This window comes from Acinetobacter piscicola, assembly GCF_002233755.1.
GTDB classification, from domain to species: Bacteria; Pseudomonadota; Gammaproteobacteria; order Pseudomonadales; family Moraxellaceae; genus Acinetobacter; species Acinetobacter piscicola.
In genome coordinates this window covers 103,679-123,134 of record NZ_NIFO01000006.1, presented here as the reverse complement: position 1 = coordinate 123,134, position 19,456 = coordinate 103,679, and the positions used below count along the sequence as shown (strand labels likewise).

At 35.2% G+C, this 19,456-nt stretch carries 17 protein-coding genes; 9 read left to right on the top strand and 8 right to left on the bottom strand.

Annotated elements, in window-relative coordinates:
- Positions 1-7: 7 nt before the first annotated feature.
- Both CDA10_RS11395 and znuD read right to left on the bottom strand, forming a co-directional pair.
- A complete protein-coding gene (locus tag CDA10_RS11395; RefSeq protein ID WP_089605722.1) occupies positions 8-1,471 on the bottom strand; it encodes a phospholipase D family protein in 1,464 nt (487 codons plus the stop codon).
- Between the two features lie 83 nt (positions 1,472-1,554).
- Positions 1,555-3,648, bottom strand: a complete 2,094-nt coding sequence (gene znuD, locus CDA10_RS11390; protein WP_089605721.1) for a zinc piracy TonB-dependent receptor ZnuD — start codon at positions 3,646-3,648, stop codon at positions 1,555-1,557.
- Positions 3,649-3,786: 138 nt separating this feature from the next.
- Between znuD and CDA10_RS11385 the strand changes: the two genes are divergently transcribed.
- The 7 genes from CDA10_RS11385 to CDA10_RS11355 all read left to right on the top strand — a co-directional run bounded on the left by CDA10_RS11385 (position 3,787) and on the right by CDA10_RS11355 (position 11,041).
- Positions 3,787-4,551: a DUF4184 family protein gene (locus CDA10_RS11385; protein ID WP_089605720.1), complete on the top strand. Its 765-nt coding sequence runs from the start codon at positions 3,787-3,789 to the stop codon at positions 4,549-4,551.
- A gap of 190 nt (positions 4,552-4,741) precedes the next feature.
- Positions 4,742-6,526: an aspartate--tRNA ligase gene (gene aspS, locus CDA10_RS11380; RefSeq protein WP_089605719.1), complete on the top strand. Its 1,785-nt coding sequence runs from the start codon at positions 4,742-4,744 to the stop codon at positions 6,524-6,526.
- Positions 6,527-6,655: 129 nt separating this feature from the next.
- Positions 6,656-6,874: a hypothetical protein gene (locus tag CDA10_RS11375; RefSeq protein ID WP_089605718.1), complete on the top strand. Its 219-nt coding sequence runs from the start codon at positions 6,656-6,658 to the stop codon at positions 6,872-6,874.
- 14 nt (positions 6,875-6,888) lie between these two features.
- The gene (locus CDA10_RS11370) at positions 6,889-7,752 is read left to right on the top strand and encodes a lysophospholipid acyltransferase family protein (RefSeq protein ID WP_089605717.1); all 864 of its coding nucleotides are present in this window, start codon (positions 6,889-6,891) and stop codon (positions 7,750-7,752) included.
- 136 nt (positions 7,753-7,888) lie between these two features.
- Complete coding sequence (locus CDA10_RS11365; protein WP_089605716.1) at positions 7,889-8,953, top strand: WaaS/CpsH family glycosyltransferase; 1,065 nt, start codon at positions 7,889-7,891, stop codon at positions 8,951-8,953.
- Positions 8,954-9,120: 167 nt separating this feature from the next.
- Positions 9,121-10,026, top strand: a complete 906-nt coding sequence (locus tag CDA10_RS11360) for a glycosyltransferase (protein ID WP_089605715.1) — start codon at positions 9,121-9,123, stop codon at positions 10,024-10,026.
- 115 nt (positions 10,027-10,141) lie between these two features.
- The gene (locus CDA10_RS11355; protein WP_089605714.1) at positions 10,142-11,041 is read left to right on the top strand and encodes a lipopolysaccharide biosynthesis protein; all 900 of its coding nucleotides are present in this window, start codon (positions 10,142-10,144) and stop codon (positions 11,039-11,041) included.
- A 93-nt stretch (positions 11,042-11,134) separates the two neighbouring features.
- On the opposite strand, the gene CDA10_RS11350 is transcribed toward CDA10_RS11355, so the two are convergent.
- The 5 genes from CDA10_RS11350 to CDA10_RS11330 all read right to left on the bottom strand — a co-directional run bounded on the left by CDA10_RS11350 (position 11,135) and on the right by CDA10_RS11330 (position 15,977).
- Positions 11,135-12,082 (bottom strand): hypothetical protein, encoded by a 948-nt coding sequence (locus CDA10_RS11350; RefSeq protein ID WP_089605713.1) that lies wholly within the window; start codon positions 12,080-12,082, stop codon positions 11,135-11,137.
- A 365-nt stretch (positions 12,083-12,447) separates the two neighbouring features.
- On the bottom strand, positions 12,448-13,371 hold the full coding sequence (locus CDA10_RS11345) for a glycosyltransferase family 32 protein (protein WP_089605712.1): 924 nt from the start codon (positions 13,369-13,371) through the stop codon (positions 12,448-12,450).
- Between the two features lie 40 nt (positions 13,372-13,411).
- A complete protein-coding gene (locus tag CDA10_RS11340) occupies positions 13,412-14,173 on the bottom strand; it encodes a glycosyltransferase family 25 protein (protein WP_089605711.1) in 762 nt (253 codons plus the stop codon).
- Positions 14,163-15,170, bottom strand: coding sequence for a Stealth CR1 domain-containing protein (locus CDA10_RS11335; RefSeq protein ID WP_089605710.1), 1,008 nt, complete (start codon positions 15,168-15,170; stop codon positions 14,163-14,165). Before CDA10_RS11335 ends, CDA10_RS11340 begins: the two co-directional genes overlap by 11 nt.
- 39 nt (positions 15,171-15,209) lie before the next feature.
- Positions 15,210-15,977, bottom strand: a complete 768-nt coding sequence (locus CDA10_RS11330; RefSeq protein WP_089605709.1) for a glycosyltransferase — start codon at positions 15,975-15,977, stop codon at positions 15,210-15,212.
- Between the two features lie 217 nt (positions 15,978-16,194).
- Here CDA10_RS11330 and CDA10_RS11325 point away from each other — a divergent pair, with 217 nt between their 5' ends.
- Complete coding sequence (locus CDA10_RS11325) at positions 16,195-17,364, top strand: nucleotide sugar dehydrogenase (RefSeq protein ID WP_089605708.1); 1,170 nt, start codon at positions 16,195-16,197, stop codon at positions 17,362-17,364.
- A complete protein-coding gene (locus CDA10_RS11320; RefSeq protein WP_089605707.1) occupies positions 17,361-18,383 on the top strand; it encodes an NAD-dependent epimerase in 1,023 nt (340 codons plus the stop codon). The genes CDA10_RS11325 and CDA10_RS11320 overlap by 4 nt, the downstream gene beginning before the upstream one ends.
- A 128-nt stretch (positions 18,384-18,511) precedes the next feature.
- Here the strand turns inward: CDA10_RS11320 and CDA10_RS11315 are convergent, their stop codons facing one another.
- A complete protein-coding gene (locus tag CDA10_RS11315) occupies positions 18,512-19,438 on the bottom strand; it encodes a branched-chain amino acid transaminase (RefSeq protein WP_089605706.1) in 927 nt (308 codons plus the stop codon).
- Positions 19,439-19,456 lie beyond the last annotated feature (18 nt).

Below are 19,456 nucleotides of genomic sequence, written 5' to 3'. Positions count from 1 at the left end.
TTCGGTATTAGAATGTCGACAAACCACTCCACTCCATAAAACGATACAGCCCGTATTTCAACTTGGAATCATCTGCATATTTCGCATAATCCACACTCATTTGACGTCCATTCAAGTTTGACCAAGCCGAATTAAAATACTGCTCTGCATCCACAAAAACGTGTTGTTGTGAATTTCCAAGTACTCTTAAATCGGTTTCCAAATTATAATTTTTTAAATTTCTTGCTGTGAAATTTGCAGAACCTAAAATCATTTCCGCAGATTGTGCATTGCGTTTGATGATCATTTTACTATGACATTGTTCGCCTTGCGTATTACACCAACGAACATCTATCCCAGCATCATGTAATTCTGAAGCGACCTGACGATTGGGAATCCCATTCTTTTGACGACCAAAAGCATCTTTATTGGGGTCTAGCAAAATACGTAAGCTTGCACCTTGTTGTTTAGCGGCGATCAGCGCTTTAATAATTTTTCGTTCCGATAAATAAAACATCGCTAAATCGATATGATCATTGGCTTGCGCTGTTTCAAGCATTTTCAAAACCGCTTTATAGATTGCGGCTTCTGTTAATACTTGTACTTGAGGATCATTCGGATTTTCAGGTAATTTTCCAACGACCACAAAAGGTGTATCACCTTCCGACATCTGTGCAACAGGTTGTTCAGACTTTAAAATATCAACTGCTGTTGCACCTTCTACTTGCAATGCAATATTTGAATGGCGTGAACTACCATCATGTGGATTTGCAGAAGTGACAATCGCTTTCCAGCCTTCTGCTGTATCTACTACAATGGTTTTACGATGATTGGCTTTGAAATTAAATAAATTCAGATAACTTCGGATCGTGATTGGCTGATTTCCAAATGGATTTTTCAACCAAGCTTTTTCAGCATTGTTGCCAATATTCTGACAACACAGATACCAAAAACCAGACCATGTTGGATTTGATGCACGTAACGGCGTTAGATTGGTTTCAATCACATCAATACCGCCCTGCCTTAGCTCACGATATTGTTCAGGTGCGAGCCCACCATATACTGAGTTAATTGGATCGGTAATAAATTTGATCTCTAAATTAGGATTTACCACTTTTTGATTGATCAGCGCTTGTGTCAATTGTTCAGTGAGCGCCCGATGTTGGACTTTCGAGTTACCGACTTCACTGTTGAATAAAAACATATCAACCACGATGGTGGTTTTAGCTTCTTTTATCAGCTGTAAAATTTGATCAAAAATATGCTGATCGATTTGTTGTTTTCCTTGCGCATCAATATAAGTTTGATCCGCTATAAACTTCACATTGCCATGTCTAAGTTGACCTGTAAAATCCAACCCTTGCGGCATGGGTTTAAAAGTATGATATATCGCAGAAGACAAGTAGCCTAAAGCCAATATACCAACGATGATGCCGAAGTAACGTCGTCGTGACCAACTCAACTTACTATGAATTTTATTAAAGATACGCATAAGAAAAAACCTAATCCAATATATTCAGACTAGGTCTAATCTCTTTATTTTTCAATGATGGTTTGGTGAATAAAAGCAATTAATTAGAATTTATAATCTACACCAACAACAAAATTACGTCCCATCTGTGGAATATTGGATAAGAAAGAAGTGTGTTCATACGCCGTTTCATCCAATAAATTATTGGCATTAAAGAATACTTTAGCTTCTTGTTTATTTGCCAGCGGATATTTATACGCAACCCCTACATTCACCATATTGTAGCCTTGGGTTTCAGTTTCATAAGCTGCAAATTTATCTTGATCAAATACATGTGAATATTCAGCAGAACCTGACCAATGATCATCAAAATCGGCATTTACACGTGTACCTAAACGCCCTGCAGGGATGCGCGGTGCATTTTCATTGTCAATTTTGCCTCGTACATAATCACCAAATAAACTTGCTTTGTAGACATCATTGAATTGATAAGCCACTTCAGCCTCTGTACCGTAAATTTTGGCACTGTCTTGTGAATACTTGATTAAACGGAAGTTTTCATACTGATCCAAAGTTTTTGCATAAATATAATTGTCGAACCAATTATGATATAGATGCACGTGATAGCTCAGTTTATCTCCATCATAGTGCAAGCCCAACTCTACATTATTGGATTTTTCTTTGTCTAATTGGTCATTCCCCAATTCATAAGTATTGGTTGCATAATGCTTTCCATCTGCGTAGAGCTCTTGTGCCAAAGGCAAACGTTCCTGATGTGATCCAAGCAATGACAATTTATAGTTAGGTGCAAATTCCCAATTTATCGCACCTGAATAGGAAAATGCATGGCCATCAAAATCCTTCTGTGTAGAATCAACATCAATTTCCTGATGATCAAAACGGGTACCTAACTCAAAGTGGAAATCATTCCATTGGCGATGCTCTAAAGCAAATAGACTATATTTTTGAGTTTTATTCGGTGCAAGGACTGCTTCTTCGCCGGTAATATCAAGCTTTTGTTGGCTGGCTTGAACACCCAACACACCTTCCCATTGAGCAACAGGATTATGTACTAATTCCACACGACCTTCATAACCTTCACTTTTAAAAGTAGTCATTGCTTCACTACCTTCAATTTCATCGTGTTGATAATCGGTATAACTTGCTTGCGCACGTAATTTTTTAAATCCAACAAAAGGATCATTTAACTCAGAACGGAAATCATAACGTTCTGTTTTCATATCAATCCAAGGACCTGAAGCACCATGCTCATCTTCATCATAATCATGGTCATGTCCCGAATGATCATCGTGACTACCACAATGCAATGTTAAATCATGCAAATGGCAAGATTCATATTCATGACTATGTCCTGGTAAACCATACTGGTCTTGACGATGACTATAAGAAACCCCTGCAAAGCCACGTTCACCCATCCATGATAAACCTAGATTAATATTTTCCGATTCAGAAAAAGTATTCCCTACACGACGTTGTTTAGTGCTATGTGTATGATCATCATGATCTTCTGTCACCATATAGTTGGGTGTGATGTAATCATTTGCATCACGTTTTAAGCCCTCAACACGTAATGCAACATTTGAACCTAGCCCAATAGTCGCTCCTGCATGCGCCATTTTCTCATCATTACCCGTGTTATACCGTAGCCCAACATTTCCTTCATAACCACCTTTTGGCATTTTTGTCGGAATTTTTGTGTCAATCACATTGACCAGACCACCCACTGAACCCGCACCATAAAGTAATGTTGATGGCCCACGAATCACTTCAATTTTTTGCGCCAACTGAGGATCAACAGTCACAGCATGGTCTGGTGATAAACTAGAAACATCCATGGTTTCAGTCGCATTTTGCGTAACTTTTACTCGTGCACCTTCTTGACCACGAATCACAGGACGGCTTGAACCTGCACCGAAAGTATTTGAATATACACCTAATTCATTTTTTAGCACTTCACCTAGCGTTGTACCACCCTGCTGTAATTTTTCACGTGAAACAGTTTGGTCTGCCACACCGAAATCAGCACTCGAAGCAACCAGTGGATGCCCGACCACAGTAATGGTTTCTAATGTCTGCGTATAAGCTTCCGTTGCATCTGTTGTCGCAGTATCAGCCCAAGTTAAAGTTGAAAAAATTGTTGAAATAGAAAGTGTCAGGGCACTTTTTGCAAAAGTCATGGACTGGCTCTCAAAGCTCGGTATTTTGAATACTTGTTATATTATAACATTTCATTAAATTTGCAATAAAAAACATGTTCTCACGCCTTTTTAATTTAGAATCAAATTTAAATTATGTTTTAAATACCTATAATTCAAATGCCTTTTACGCTCTCCCATGCAGTACTTGCACCACCTATCGCTAAGCTCACTGGCAATCGCCTGCCTATAGCTGCATTGGCGATTGGCACAATGACACCTGACCTTTATCGCTTATTGGTCGAAACAGAAATTTATTTAAATCATCAATGGAAAGGCATCATTTATCCCGATCTGTTGGTTGGTTTATTGTTCTGCTTTTTTTGGTACGCACTTTACCGTCCAATGCTTTTTAAATTTTTAGGTGTTTCTAAGCCTTTAAATATTCACTCGTTTTCAACATTTTGTAAGTTTTTACTTTCAATGATGATTGCCATTATTGTCGGAACAGCAACACACATCATTTGGGATGGTCTAACCCATTTGGATTTTAGAACCTTTGCATTTCATGAGTTTTTGGCACAGCCTGTCTTGATTTTGAGTCATGAATATCCAATGCATAAGGTTTTACAAATCGGTTGCTCCGCTATTGCTTTGCCTTTTTTGATGTGGATGGCTATTCACTATTTTTTTAAATACCATGTCAAAGAAAGTTTAAATCATAAAGCACAACTATTTGGCTACCTTTTATTCATCTGCTCGTTTTTTAGTGGTTGTATTTATTATATTTATTTCGCTCAAAAAACGGGTTTCACCACTCAAAATATCGATTTATATCATTTGATTGGCTTTTTTATAAAAGCATTTACTCGAGGCGCAATTGTTTGTTTCTCAGTAGGATGCATGATCTTCTCCATTTTAAATTATCGAAAATACTTTGATTAATCGTGAAGTTGCCGATTTGATCACTCATTTTTGATTAAATTCAGCTTAAATTTATTTCAGAATATGCTGCTTTTGAACTCAAGTCCTTGTGACTCATCGCTCAAAGAGGCATAATCTCACATTACATTTTTAGGCGATGCGCTGTTTACGTATTCGCTTCCTTAACCCATATAGTTGGATTTTTAACGCTATGATGCGAACTCATTATTGCGGTTCTTTAACCGAAGCTCAAATTGACCAAACCGTAACCCTGTGTGGTTGGGTACACCGTCGTCGTGACCACGGTGGTGTGATTTTCCTTGATATGCGTGACCGTGATGGTCTCGTTCAAGTGGTCATCGATCCAGACACCCCAGAAGCATTTGCGACTGCCGATAAAGCACGTTCAGAATTTGTATTAAAAATCGTTGGTCGTGTACGTCGTCGCTATGAAGGTACTGAAAATGCCAATATGGTGAGCGGTCAAATCGAAGTTTTAGGTAAAGAAATTGAAGTTCTTGCTGCGTCTGAAACTCCTCCATTCCCATTGAATGATGAAAATTCGAATATCTCTGAAGAAATTCGTTTGAAATATCGCTTCCTTGATATTCGTCGTCCAGAAATGTTAGATCGTTTACGTTTCCGCTCTAAACTGACGAACTTGATCCGTAACTATTTTGAAGAAAATGGTTTCTTGGACGTTGAAACACCAATTTTGACACGTGCAACACCAGAAGGTGCACGTGACTATTTAGTTCCAAGCCGTGTTTCAAATGGTAGCTTCTATGCGCTTCCACAATCACCACAATTGTTCAAACAATTGTTAATGGTGGGTGGTATTGATCGTTATTACCAAATTGCTAAATGCTTCCGTGATGAAGATTTACGTGCGGATCGTCAACCTGAATTTACCCAAATCGACGTTGAAACATCGTTCATGAGTGACGATGACATTATGGACTTGATGGAAACTTTGACAGTTAAAATGTTCAAAGAACTTCTTAACGTAAACTTCGATAAATTCCCACGTATGACATATGCAGATGCAATGCGTGATTATGCATCGGATAAACCAGACTTACGTATTCCTTTGAAATTGGTTGACGTTGCAGACATGATGCAAGACGTTGAATTCAAAGTGTTCGCTGGTCCTGCAAAAGATCCTAAAGGTCGTATTGTTGCACTTCGTGTACCAGGCGCTGGTTCACTTCCACGTAGCCAAATTGACGAATATACAAAATTCGTGGGAATCTACGGTGCGAAAGGCTTGGCTTACATCAAAGTCAACGAACTTGAAAAAGGCATTGAAGGTCTTCAATCTCCAATCGTTAAATTCATCGAACCAATCGTACTTGATTTATTAAAACGTGTTGGCGCTGAAAATGGCGACATCGTATTCTTCGGTGCCGATAAAGCGAAAATTGTGAACGACGCAATGGGTGCCTTACGTATCAAAATCGGTCATGACATGAAAATGTCAACTTGTGAGTGGGCGCCGCTTTGGGTTGTTGACTTCCCAATGTTTGAAGAAACTGATGACGGTAAATGGACATCTGTTCACCACCCATTCACATTACCAAAATCAACTGTTGAAGAAGTGAAGAACAACCCTGGTGCTGCGCTTTCAGTTGCTTACGATATGGTATTGAACGGTACTGAAATTGGTGGCGGTTCTTTACGTATCTTTAACTTAGAAATGCAAAAAGCGATCTTTGAAGCGTTAGGCATTAACGAAGAAGAAGCAGAAGAAAAATTCAGCTTCTTGTTAAATGCTTTGAAATTCGGTGCACCTCCGCATGGTGGTTTAGCATTTGGTCTTGACCGTTTGGTGATGTTGATGACAGGTTCATCTTCTATTCGTGATGTGATTGCATTCCCGAAAACCAAAACTGCTGAATGCCCATTGACGCAAGCACCTGCACCAGTTGAACCAAATCAATTGCGTGATTTAGGCATTCGTCTACGTGAAAAAGCAAAAGCTGAAGAATCTAAATAATTCGTCATTATTTAGGTAAAAAACCCTGCTCCATGCAGGGTTTTTCTTTTTATATACATGCCATTCACGAATTGAGATAAGCTCTCATTAATGGCATAATATTCATGTTAACTTATGAGGTGAAAACCGATGGCTATGCGTCCTGCTGTTCTTCGTCATACAATTATTATCATTGTATTTTCAGTGGTTCAATGGGGATTTATGCGCTATATCTTAAGCAATCAACTCTTCAATTTAGACACTTATCAGCGTATTCTTTATTTCAGTATGAGTAGTTTTATTGCTGGTTTTTTTATCATTTCAGCACTGATTTATTTGGTTTTAAAAGGCAATGCTGATCGAGAGTAATTCTAAATAAAACTATGTACAGCTTACTTAAAAATTTTTCGCGCTTGCCTTTAAGGTTTATTCAATCCCTTGCAAGTGCTATCGGCACATTACTATTTATCACTAACTCCTCTGCAAAACAGACTACTGAACTGAACATAAAAGCAGTTTACCCAAAACTAGATAATCAACAACAACAGCGGTTGGTTAAGTCCAGTTTAAAAAGTCAAAGTATGACTTATGCAGAGTCGATCAAAATTTGGGGCTCATCACCTGAATTTGCATTAGCGCAAATCAAAGATGTACATCATGCGGAAATTTTCCTAGATGCATTAAAGAATCCGAACGGTACTTTAGCAGTAGTGCCACATTTTGGTACTTGGGAGCTGATAAATGCATGGCTTAATCAACATACTAGCCCTATCATTATGTATAAACCGAGTAAAAATAAAGATTTAGATCGCTTTATGTTGGAATCTCGACAACGATTAAATGCAACACTCGTACCTACAGATGATTCAGGTGTCCGAGCTGTGTTTAAGCATTTAAAACAAGGGGGGTTTTCTGCAATTCTGCCCGATCATATTCCTAAAGCACCTGGAGGAATTTATTCTCCTTTTTTTGGGCTGAATGTATTTTCATCTACACTGCTATCTAAACTTGCAGCCAAAACACAATGTTCTGTTGTTGGGCTCAGTTGTATTCGTCGCCAAGATTTATCAGGCTTTGATTTATATGTCACACAGCTATCTCCAGATATTAATTCCAAAAATTTACAACTTTCTGTCGATACTTTGAATAAAGAAATTGAGCGTATGATTGATGTCGCACCTGAACAATATTTATGGGCTTATAAACGCTTTCGCAAATTAGAAGGCGGCAAGAATTTGTATAAATGACACAACGGTATGTAAACTTAATTGCCTTCTCTTCACATTTATATACATTTCTATAATTTTTTTGATATTCACTAAATCAGTAGCCTTTGTAATACATTTTAAACTCATATTTTTATATAAATTCAGGAGTTCAAGTTTGGATAAAATCAAAATTGTGTTAGCTATGCCAAGCCATAGTAACTTCGCAGCCCCCATCCAACAGAATCTTAAACATCATAATTTCGATATTAAATTTATTGACAGTTCTCCTGAGCATTTAAAACGAATAAAGCTTCCCTTACTACATTCTATTTATCATTATTTCCGTCAATTTTTTTTATCCGACTCCACATATAAAGCTAAAATAAAAAAGAATTTAAAGCACCAAATTATAAGTCAAAAAATTCAAAGAGATATTCTTAACACTCAATCAGACTATACTGTAGTCATTCGCCCTGATTTATTTTCTTTAGAACATTTGAATACTCTGAAAATAAAAAGTAATCAAAACTTTATTGGTTATCAATGGAACGGATTAAGCCGTTTTCCTGATACTTTTTTATCCATCAATACATTTAATCGTTTTTTTATATTTGATAATATGGATTTATCTAATCCTGAATATAAAAAGTACAACCTTATAGGTACGACAAATTTTTATTTCGATATGTATCATCCTCAACCTGTCGCACATCAGGGAACTGTTGCCTACTTTGTAGGTTTACATTTTGATGAACGATCACAGTCCTTGGATTATTGTGCAAAAGTATTAAGCGAGCATGGAATCAAATTAGACTTCAACGTTCGAGCGCTTAAAGATGTTAAAAATGCATATGCACAATATAAAAATGCAGAGATTAAATTTATCAAAAAAAATATTGAGTTTGATGAAAATCTAGCTCGTATTAATCAAGCGGATATATTAGTCGACGTTGTTAATCCAGTACATCATGGCTTATCATTTCGTACCTTCGAAGCTTTATACTATGGAAAAAAACTAATTACGAACAACGCTGTAATCCAACATTATGACTTTTATCATCCAGATAATATTCTAATATGGGATGGTCAAGACCTTTCAAATATTACGAGCTTTTTAGCTCGTCCATATGTTCAGATAGATAAAAATATTGTAGAAAAATATAGTTTTGAGAATTGGATCAAAAATATATTGGATCTCCCCCCATACCAAAAGATTGAATTACCAAAGACTAATGTTTAATAGTCTTGACACTACAGCTATCAAATCATTGATGGAATAGAAATGTGCAGGGAAAATTCAATAAGAGCTCAAAAAGCAGTTCCATGACAATTTTTTTTAAAATGATTCTTATTGCGGATAAGAGTTGTTAAGATATAAATACTAAACATCGTTGGCAGTGCATCTATATGACAAATGATACCATTAAAATTTTTGTAGGTTGCGATCCAAACAACTGCGACCTTGAACAGATGATGGTTCTTGACTATAGCATCCGAAAAAACACTCAACATCCTGTAGAAATTACTTGGATGCAGTTAAGTCATGATCAAAATAGTCCTTGGTTCTCAGACCAAACTCAGCTTTCAGGGTGGCGCACCGAAAAATGGGCAACACCTTTTTCGGGTTTTCGTTGGGCTATTCCTGAATTATGCAACTTTCAAGGTCGTGCCATTTATATGGATGCTGATGTGATTGTTTTAACTGATATTGCGCAACTATGGAATACGCCTTTTAATCAAAATGCTATGGTCATCGCAAAAGGCGGGAAAAGCACCGCACGCTTATGTACTTGCGTATGGAATTGCGCTGTAGCTGAAAATTATTTGCCAAAACTACAACAACTAAAACAAGACCCTGATGGTCATAAAAAATTAATGAAACTGATTAAAGAGCAACCTAATTTAGTTCAAAATTATACAGATAGCTATAATTGTATTGATGGAGAAGAACTTCCTATTAATGATATTAAAATACTTCATTACTCAGACATGGGAACCCAATTTAGCCATAAATACTCTATTCCTAGACTCGAATCAGAAGGATTAAAGCACTGGTTTGATGGCGAAATCATGACACACCCTCGATCAGATTTAACTGAACTTTTTGACCAATATTATCAAGAAGCTATCACTGCTGGGTATAAGCTTGAAGACTATAGAATTTCTGCCTATGGCGATTTTTTAAAAGCAACACAAATTAATTATCATGGAAATAAAATCACTCGTCCAAATAATGATAATAATTGGTTTAACCGTACCTTGGGTAAAATCAAATCAAAATTTAAAAGTAACAAATTTACTCTAGATGATTAATGATTTTATTGAACATCATAAGTAATTAATTAAGCTTGAGTTGGTGAAATAAATCTGGTTAGTAAACCAACTCTGCTTAATAATAATCCTTGTTTAATTATAATGAGTTTGTTTCATGAGCAATTTCTTTACAGCTGTTTTTTTAAGAAACATATTCAAATATTTATACAAAATTTCCCATCCAAAATCATTTAACCACAATCGTAGATATTGGCCATATTTTAAAGTTATACGAAATAAAGAAGGTCTTTTAAACCAAGTATTTTATAAAAATAATTTGATTGCAGATAACACGATACACCCCGTCTCAAAAAATGATACTTGTATAATCATCGCAACTGGACCATCTATTAATACAACAGATCCAGCCTTATTTATGAAAGATGAATTTGACCATATTGGTATAAATGGAGCTATCAGTTTAAAAAACGCTCATTTTAAATATTATGTGATTATTGACCATAATTTTGCGAAAAATAAATCGGATCTTGTATCAAAGGTTTTGAATAATGCTGAATGTACACTTTTTACAACTGCACGTTGTTTGGAAGTTATTTTAAGAACCTACGATATTGATAAAGTTCAATGCACATTCAAGATTATAGAAATCATTACTGAAACTAAGATTGAACGTTTTATGGGGGCTAAAGCAACATTAGCCTCCCCTCTACCTGATGCTTATATGGAAAATAATATTGGTTTCTCAACAAACATTTTTGATGCTATATATGACTATTACACAGTTGCATATGTCGCCTTACAAATTGCTTATGCATTAAATTACAAAAACATTTTAATTGCAGGGCTTGATATGAGTAATTTCAATCAGCCGCGATTTTATGAATCAGATGACAATAAACAACCTACTCGGTTAGAACAAGATTTTACTGCAATTTCAAGTGCATTTGAAACTGCTGCCCATTTCTTAGAGAAACAGCAAGTTCAGGTTGTTAATCTTTCTACACAAAGTGCTATCCAAGCCTTCAAAAAATTGGATGCTCAGAATTTTGTTTAATATTTAATAGATCTGTTATTATAATCAAAAAAATTGATTTTAATATTTTTTCTAATGAAAAATTGTTAAAAAAATTTCGTAAAATCTCCCACATTACTCTTTAATATTTTCTTTTAACAAATTTATTTCTTTTACTTTTTTATTCATTATATTATTAATCTGGATTTTACTTATTTTTTTAATTATAGATACTAAAAACTTTAATGGAAATTTAGGATAAAAATAATAATTTAACCGTTCAATTTCTTGACTAATTATTTTTGATTCCGGACATAATGTTTTTTCCCAATGATCAAAAATTTCTTTATTACCATTTAAATAAAAGTCTATCTCAAGATGATTACATCGTTTAAATGCATTAGCGTTATCTTTTTTAAATGAATATGATTGAGACTGATACTCAGGATACATATATAGATATGTTGTCAGTAATCTTTCAAAAATAAAAGGATAGAAGCATGCTTCCGTACTATATTGTGTTTTTGAAAAATATTGTACCTTTTCATCGCTAGACATATTTTCAATACATTGATCTAAATGTTTAATGAAAGAGATAAATTGTCTATAAAAACTTTTTTTTGCAATCCAGTAATTACAATAACTTACTTTATGATGAGGGTTACGATGAAGGGAACTAGGAGTAAACGTATATTTTGCTTTAGCGAAGAGTTTATCAGCTAATACCATTAAACCTGAATGATTTACTTCACCTTGTAACCATACATTTAAAAATTTATACGGATAAAGTGGCCTAGGATTAAATATATAAACATCATGCTGGTAGTGGTCTTGAATAAGACAATTTTCTATATCTTGCCCCGTAAGACCTGTCTTATCAAAAAATTTAGGGGATAATAATGCGAAATAGTCAGTTTCTTTATATTCATTAGAGCAAATAACCTCATCATAAAATCGAACTAAATGAGCCATTTCTCTTTTTAAGAATTCAGGATTTTCTCTACAGTCAAAGTTTTTTGTCTTATTATTTGGATTTGCTGAAGTTTTATCATCATATTGAATTTGGTATATGTATATAGTCATAAAATAAAATGTTATAGCTAATTCTAGTGGATTAAAAATTTTCTCTCGCCATTCTTGTTCAAGAAAAAGAGTACGAAGATATTTTATTGATTTATTTTATACTAATCATTGAAACAAACAAGTTGTATTATAAAAATACTCTACAGGACCAAGGTAGCATCACCCATATAAAATCACTGTCCACCCCTGAAATCATCAGCATTCAAGTATATTTTGAGTGTTTTAATTTTACTGTAAAGTAACCAAATAAAGAGACTCTTGTTGTATATTAAGCATGGATAATCCTATAAAAATTTAAAATCACTACATTTCTTATATAAATCTAAATAAGAAATTCTAATCAATTTTTACAATCTACAAGCTGATTAAATATCTAACAAAGAGTTTGGGAAATACTTTGATTTTTCATAATACTTGTTTAAGATTTTCCTTTCTTTGCCAACCAATTTAATTAATTTCGGAGCTTCATCTGGTATAAAATTAATTGCCATATCGATAAGTACTTTCTCTTTCACCCATTGATGAGAGACTTGATAGAAAAATGCATTTTTATCACAATTGATTAAAACCATACTCACTGGATGTTCGCGCATGACTTTCTGACAAGCAACATATGCAACTAAATATTCTAAACGCCCAATTCTTTGAAAAATATCTAGACTATTCGCCTGTTTCTTAATTTCTTCGATATATTCTGCTGGTCCTTGTTCTATTGCTCTATATAGTTCATCAAACCAATACTGATAGAAATGGTTTTCAGCAACACTAGCAAGTAACCAATTTTCCAACACAGGATATTCAAGTAAAGTTGTATTTTTTGCACGGAAATATGAAAAACTTTGAGTTTTACTTTGTTGAACTAATGTATTGATCCAATCTAACTTCTCGTAGATGATAATACTCGCATCAAGCCAAATACCACCATATTGATATATTAAATTAAATCGAATTAGATCTGCCCGTTGCTGCGGTGTAGCCTTTTGGACAACAGGTTGTTGAAGATCAAATGAACAGTAGACCTGCACATTATCTACACCAAGAATATGGACTTGGTAATCTGGATGCATATTCTGAATACGCTCCATACAACGTTTTACCAGATTTGGCAAATTTCCTTCCCAATATAACCAAATAATTTTTGGGATAGTTTTAAGCTCAGAATCTTCTTTTACAGGATTCAAAACAACAAGGTTGGCAAAATTATCAATATTTTGATTTTTTTCTCGTTTTTCTTGCCAAAATTTAAAAGAAAAAAGGCATCGATAAAATACTTTTTTAAAGAACTTCATTCCACATTAAACCCTTTTCATATTATCAAAAATAATTCAATTAAATAAAATACTTATACCTTAATGCATACATCCGATCTCGCCACATACGCTTTTGTTTCTTAAAACCATAAGAGCCATCACGGTTTTCTTTCTCTTTACGAGATATTCCTTGTGTTGCAACTGTACCTAAAATATCACTGTCTAAGCCCGCTGGTTTAACAAAAGCTGGCCAAACGCCTAACCCTTTGCCATTTTTACTCAACCATGTTTGAAAGAAAATATCTACAGGCATACTCATGGTTTTACCTTGAGCAATAAATGCTTCTGCACCCTTTCTAGACCAGATCAAACCTAAACCACGGATGGGAAAATAATAAGCATGCCATAAAGTAGAATGATTGAATTTCACAATATCTTTTGCGAGTTTTTTCTTTTTTGCTGCTAAATTAATAAGATACCAATCTAAATCTTGGTGCGTATCTAAATACGCTAAAACCTCATCCACAGATTTTTTAAACTCATCTGTTATTTTCATGTCATCTTCTAATACAACAAGATAATCTGCATCACTTTGTAGAAACTTTTCTGCACAGCCATAATGGCTTAAATAGCATCCCAACTCAGAATTCAGTAAGCGTCGTCCCAAAGTTTGCTGTGTCAATTGATCATCATAATTTTCAAAAGATGAAAGTGCTTTACCACGACCATCATACGCAGCAAAACGCTCGAACGGCCAGTTTACCGCTTGTAATTGCGCAGTCGCTCTCGCAAGTCGTTCATCACTACCATCTAAATTAATAAGATAAGTTTCAACTTTCATGCGCTACTTCCAAATTACTTACTTTTCGAGAAATTACAGATTGAGGTAAATAACCTTGTAATTTTTCGATCATTGCATTTCGAACTTGTTCAGCATGATCAGAATCCAATTGATCCAGACTTTGAATACAACCATATTGAATATCATTCTGATTTAATGCTTGTACAAACGAGACTACACTTTCAGCATTTTTTAAATAAGCCAATGCTAAATCAGGCTTTAATACGGCTTCATTTTTCTGAATTTTTAAATGATTCATCAAAGAAATTGGATTCAGCTGCTCAACACTTCTGAATTTATATTCAATTTGCTTTTTCAACAAATCAGGATGATTCAAAAGATACTCAGCTAAAATTTTTCGATCTACACAATGTGGATAATGATGAATTTCAAAGAATTCTTTAAATCCTAGAATATCCGCTCCCAACATTTGCGCAATGACATGGCCAGGTTGAATCGGTTTATTAAAGTTTCGATTTAAAAACTGACGATATTTCAGTTTAGTTTTATAACTAAAACAACGCTTCCAATGTCCATAAGTCACGATTTTATTGGATTCTAAAAAATCTGTTATATTCGCTTCTGAATTAAAAAAGAAATCATCATTTAAATAGATGAAATAATCCGATAATCCTTTGATATTCCAAAGCATACTTTCAATTGATCGCGTATTAAAAGTCGGTAAATACTGCTCATAACCCGCAAAAATTTCTCGATGATCAACTACACGAATTTTGTCGGCATCGCATAAGCCTTGTTCGACAAATTCATCCAAAAATTCAGGCTTTTGATTATCTGCCACAATATAAATATGACGACAAAAAGGCACATATTTCAATATAGATGCAATGTTGTAATAAACTTCATCATTACTGGCAAAACGAGTATCACTCACAGCATCAGAAGCATCTTCACCTGTTAGATATTTATGACGTTTTCGTTTTAACTCAACATCATTGCCATCAACCCAAGCAATTACGATATCAAGATTCTGCATCTATATTGTTCTCAAACATGATCAAATAAAGTCAATGAATTATTGCCAAGCATCCTTAATCCAATCTGATGGCAAAACATAACGATACCACTTACCACCACCACCAGCCACCGCATCTGGCGGGTTAATTTCACCATGAAAAATAATGATTTTGGCATCTTGCGGTTTTACTGGTGGTTTGAAATATGCCAATGGTAATTTTTGTAAACAGTGATATTTATAGCTCTTACACCAGTCTTTTGGCCAATAGCTCAGTTTTTTCTGCTGATCGACATACCAAGACAAATATTCTTGTTCATTTCTAAATTTATGGCTAATTTCATCGAAATTTTCACGGAAGTACGGCAAAATCTCAGGGAATGTACCCAATTTAAATCGATAAACTGAACTGTTTCCTGTGACACGCCAAGGACGTTTCCAGTCATGAATAATTAAAAACTCACCTGGATAGGTAAAGAAATCATCAATATTATCGACAATAACGACATCAAGATCTAAAAATAATAAATTTCCTTTTAAACCATATAAATCAGGTTCAAAAGTAGACAGTTTATTCCAACCACGTTCAGGACTTCCTTCAGGCAACGCCAATGATGGAATTGGAAAACATTGAACAGCAGGATCAATACCTTCTGTACGATCAGTAAGACATACCATTTTAAAATCAATAGTCGTATGTCGTTTTACCATATTGTAAAGTCGATTGACGTAGTCAGCACCGTATTTGGTACCCCACTTCATACATAAAACAATATTCTGTTCTGATTCAGCTAAATTAGACTGTAAATTTGATTCATTGACCTGCATGCATCAATCTTCCACCTGAGCAATAGGCGTATCATACCATTACCGTCATCAAGTTACTGTATCCGATTGCATAAGCTGAACAATTTGTTTACTGAGAATATGTTATGATGGACTGAGTATCTAGACTGATTCTAATCATTTTATTTTCCAATATTTTGCTGAATCCGTTGTGATACTAAATACACTTTTGCAAGCACATTTTCTATACTAGGTTTTTATGAAAATAGCAGTCGCGGGAACAGGTTACGTTGGTTTATCCAATTCAATGATATTTGCACAACATCATGAAGTTGTTGCTGTTGATATCCTTCAAGATAAAGTGGATTTACTCAATAATAAGATATCACCAATTCAAGATGCAGATATTTCAGCTTTCTTAAAAGAAAAAACGTTGAATTTCAAAGCCACGACGAATCCAGTAGATGCATTTACAAATGCCGATTTTGTGATTATTGCAACACCAACAGATTATGATACGCGAACCAACTACTTCAATACGCAAAGTGTTGAAAGTGTTGTTCAAAAAGTTTTAGAAATTAATCCTACTGCGGTCATGGTCATCAAATCGACTGTTCCTGTCGGTTTTACTCAAAATTTAAAAGAAAAATTTAACACTGAAAATATTATCTTCTCACCTGAATTTTTAAGAGAAGGTAAAGCGTTGCATGATAATTTGTACCCTTCTCGCATTATTGTCGGTGAAAAATCAGAACGCGCACAGCTTTTTGCCGATTTACTGATTGAAGGTGCGATCAAAAAAGATAGCCCTGTTTTATTTACAGATTCAACTGAAGCTGAAGCAATTAAGCTGTTTGCCAATACTTATTTGGCAATGCGAGTTGCCTATTTCAATGAATTAGATACTTATGCGCAAATTTTTGGCTTAGACACTCAGCAAATTATTGAAGGTGTATGTTTAGATCAACGAATTGGCAATCATTATAACAATCCATCTTTTGGCTATGGCGGTTACTGCCTTCCTAAAGACACCAAACAACTTTTAGCCAATTACAACCAAGTTCCAAGTAATTTAATTCAGGCAATTGTTGAATCGAATAGTACACGTAAAGATTTTATTGCAGATTCAATTATTGCAAGAAATCCAAATACCGTCGGTATTTATCGTTTAGTGATGAAAAGTGGTTCAGACAACTTCAGAGCTTCTGCTATTCAAGGTGTCATGAAACGTATCAAAGCCAAAGGGATTGATGTGATTGTCTACGAACCTACTTTAGATGAAGAAGATTTCTTTAAATCTAAAGTTGTTAATGATTTAGAACAATTTAAACAACAAAGTGATGTGATCATTGCCAACCGTGTTTCCAATGATTTAAGTGATGTATTAGATAAAGTGTATACACGAGATATTTTCGGAGCAGATGAATGAAGGTTCTTGTCACAGGTGCAGCAGGTTTTATTGGATTTAACGTTGCAAAAAAGCTTTTAGAGCGTGGTGATGATGTTGTCGGTTTTGACAATGTCAATGATTACTATGATCCTGCTTTAAAAGAAGCTCGATTAAAAGTCCTCGCAGAAACGGCTGAACAAGTTCAACAGTCTTTTATTTTTATTAAAGCTAATCTTGCAGATAAAGCCATTGTTGATCAATGTTTCAAAGATCATCAATTTGACCGTGTTATTCACTTAGCTGCACAGGCAGGTGTACGTTACTCACTTGAAAACCCACTAAGCTATGTAGAAAGTAATCTGATTGGTTTTACCAATATTATTGAAGCATGCCGTTACTCGAAAACACCTCATCTAACCTATGCAAGTACCAGTAGTGTTTATGGTGCGAATACAACTATGCCTTTTAGTGAGCAGCACGGCGTAAACCACCCTGTTCAATTCTATGCTGCAACGAAACGTGCCAATGAATTAATGGCACATAGTTATAGTCATTTATTTCAACTACCTACAACTGGATTGCGTTTCTTTACGGTTTATGGCCCGTGGGGACGTCCAGACATGGCTTTATTCAAATTTACCAAGAACATTATTGAAGATAAACCAATTCCTGTTTTCAACCATGGCAATCATACCCGTGACTTCACCTTTATCTCAGATATTGTGGAAGGTGTGATCCGTTCAAGTGATCAAATTGCACAAGCAAATCCGAATTGGGATAGTAAAAATCCAGATCCATCGACCAGTAATGCACCATTCCGTATTTTTAATATTGGCAATAACAATCCTGTTAAATTAATTGAATATATTCATGCAATTGAAAAAGCATTGGGTAAAGAAGCTATTTTAGATTTATTACCTTTACAAGCAGGTGATGTTCCTGACACATTTGCTGATAGTACTGCTTTAGAACAAAGCGTAGGTTATAAACCATCAGTATCTGTAGAAGATGGCGTAAAACAATTTGTGGATTGGTACAGAGATTTTTATAAAGTCTAATTTTTTATAAAGTTGAATCAGACTCTACTGTTTAGCTAAGACTTTTAGTTAAGAATATTCAAAAGACTTATCTAAATTTAGAGATAAAAAAAGGATTCCAATTGGAATCCTTTTTAACATTCAGCCACTTATTTTATATAAGTCAACCAATGTGCATATTTAGGGTCTTTGCCCTGAACAGCATCAAAGAATGCTTTTTGAATTTTCTCAGTGATCGGTCCACGAGTACCTGTACCGATTTCACGGTCATCATATTCGCGGATTGGTGTCACTTCCGCAGCCGTACCCGTAAAGAATGCTTCATCTGCAATATAGAATTCATCGCGCGTAATGCGGCGTTCAATCACTTCATAACCGAAGTCTTTCGCAATCGTGATTACAGTTTGACGAGTAATCCCTTCTAATGCGCCACCCGCTAAATCAGGTGTATGCAATACGCCATCTTTGATCAAGAATACGTTCTCACCAGCGCCTTGACAGACGAAACCATGTGGGTCAAGCAACATCGCTTCATCATAACCTGACTGAACAACTTCCTGATGCGCCAAAATTGATACCGTATAGTTACCAGATGCTTTCGCTTTACACATTGTCACGTTTGGATGATGGTGTGTAAATGATGAAGTCTTCACACGAATACCACGTGCCATCGCTTCATCACCAAGGTAAGCACCCCAACTCCATGCAGCAACAGTCGCATGAATGGTATTACCCGTCGCAGCGATACCTAACTTTTCAGAACCAATAAAAATAATTGGACGTAAATAGCAAGATGTCAGTTTATTGTCACGTACCACATCAATTTGAGCTTGCTCAAGCGTTGCTTGATCAAATGGAACTTTCATTTGATAAATTTTTGCAGAGTTTAGCAACCGTTTTGTATGGTCTTGAAGGCGGAAAATCGCGGTACCATTAGGCGTTTCATAAGCACGGACACCTTCAAAAACCCCCATACTATAATGTAATGTATGAGTTAAGACGTGAATTTTAGCCTCACGCCAATCAACCATTTGTCCATCTTGCCAAATAAAACCATCACGATCAGCCAAGTTCATGGCGCACACTCCAAATTT

Excerpts from the sequence above, each read along its gene's own strand:
- CDA10_RS11395 (WP_089605722.1), bottom strand. The coding sequence starts at position 1,471 with ATGCGTATCTTTAATAAAATTCATAGTAAGTTGAGTTGGTCACGACGA.
- znuD (WP_089605721.1), bottom strand. The coding sequence starts at position 3,648 with ATGACTTTTGCAAAAAGTGCCCTGACACTTTCTATTTCAACAATTTTT.
- CDA10_RS11385 (WP_089605720.1), top strand. The coding sequence starts at position 3,787 with ATGCCTTTTACGCTCTCCCATGCAGTACTTGCACCACCTATCGCTAAG.
- aspS (WP_089605719.1), top strand. The coding sequence starts at position 4,742 with ATGATGCGAACTCATTATTGCGGTTCTTTAACCGAAGCTCAAATTGAC.
- CDA10_RS11375 (WP_089605718.1), top strand. The coding sequence starts at position 6,656 with ATGGCTATGCGTCCTGCTGTTCTTCGTCATACAATTATTATCATTGTA.
- CDA10_RS11370 (WP_089605717.1), top strand. The coding sequence starts at position 6,889 with ATGTACAGCTTACTTAAAAATTTTTCGCGCTTGCCTTTAAGGTTTATT.
- CDA10_RS11360 (WP_089605715.1), top strand. The coding sequence starts at position 9,121 with ATGACAAATGATACCATTAAAATTTTTGTAGGTTGCGATCCAAACAAC.
- CDA10_RS11355 (WP_089605714.1), top strand. The coding sequence starts at position 10,142 with ATGAGCAATTTCTTTACAGCTGTTTTTTTAAGAAACATATTCAAATAT.
- CDA10_RS11350 (WP_089605713.1), bottom strand. The coding sequence starts at position 12,082 with ATGACTATATACATATACCAAATTCAATATGATGATAAAACTTCAGCA.
- CDA10_RS11345 (WP_089605712.1), bottom strand. The coding sequence starts at position 13,371 with ATGAAGTTCTTTAAAAAAGTATTTTATCGATGCCTTTTTTCTTTTAAA.
- CDA10_RS11340 (WP_089605711.1), bottom strand. The coding sequence starts at position 14,173 with ATGAAAGTTGAAACTTATCTTATTAATTTAGATGGTAGTGATGAACGA.
- CDA10_RS11335 (WP_089605710.1), bottom strand. The coding sequence starts at position 15,170 with ATGCAGAATCTTGATATCGTAATTGCTTGGGTTGATGGCAATGATGTT.
- CDA10_RS11330 (WP_089605709.1), bottom strand. The coding sequence starts at position 15,977 with ATGCAGGTCAATGAATCAAATTTACAGTCTAATTTAGCTGAATCAGAA.
- CDA10_RS11325 (WP_089605708.1), top strand. The coding sequence starts at position 16,195 with ATGAAAATAGCAGTCGCGGGAACAGGTTACGTTGGTTTATCCAATTCA.
- CDA10_RS11320 (WP_089605707.1), top strand. The coding sequence starts at position 17,361 with ATGAAGGTTCTTGTCACAGGTGCAGCAGGTTTTATTGGATTTAACGTT.
- CDA10_RS11315 (WP_089605706.1), bottom strand. The coding sequence starts at position 19,438 with ATGAACTTGGCTGATCGTGATGGTTTTATTTGGCAAGATGGACAAATG.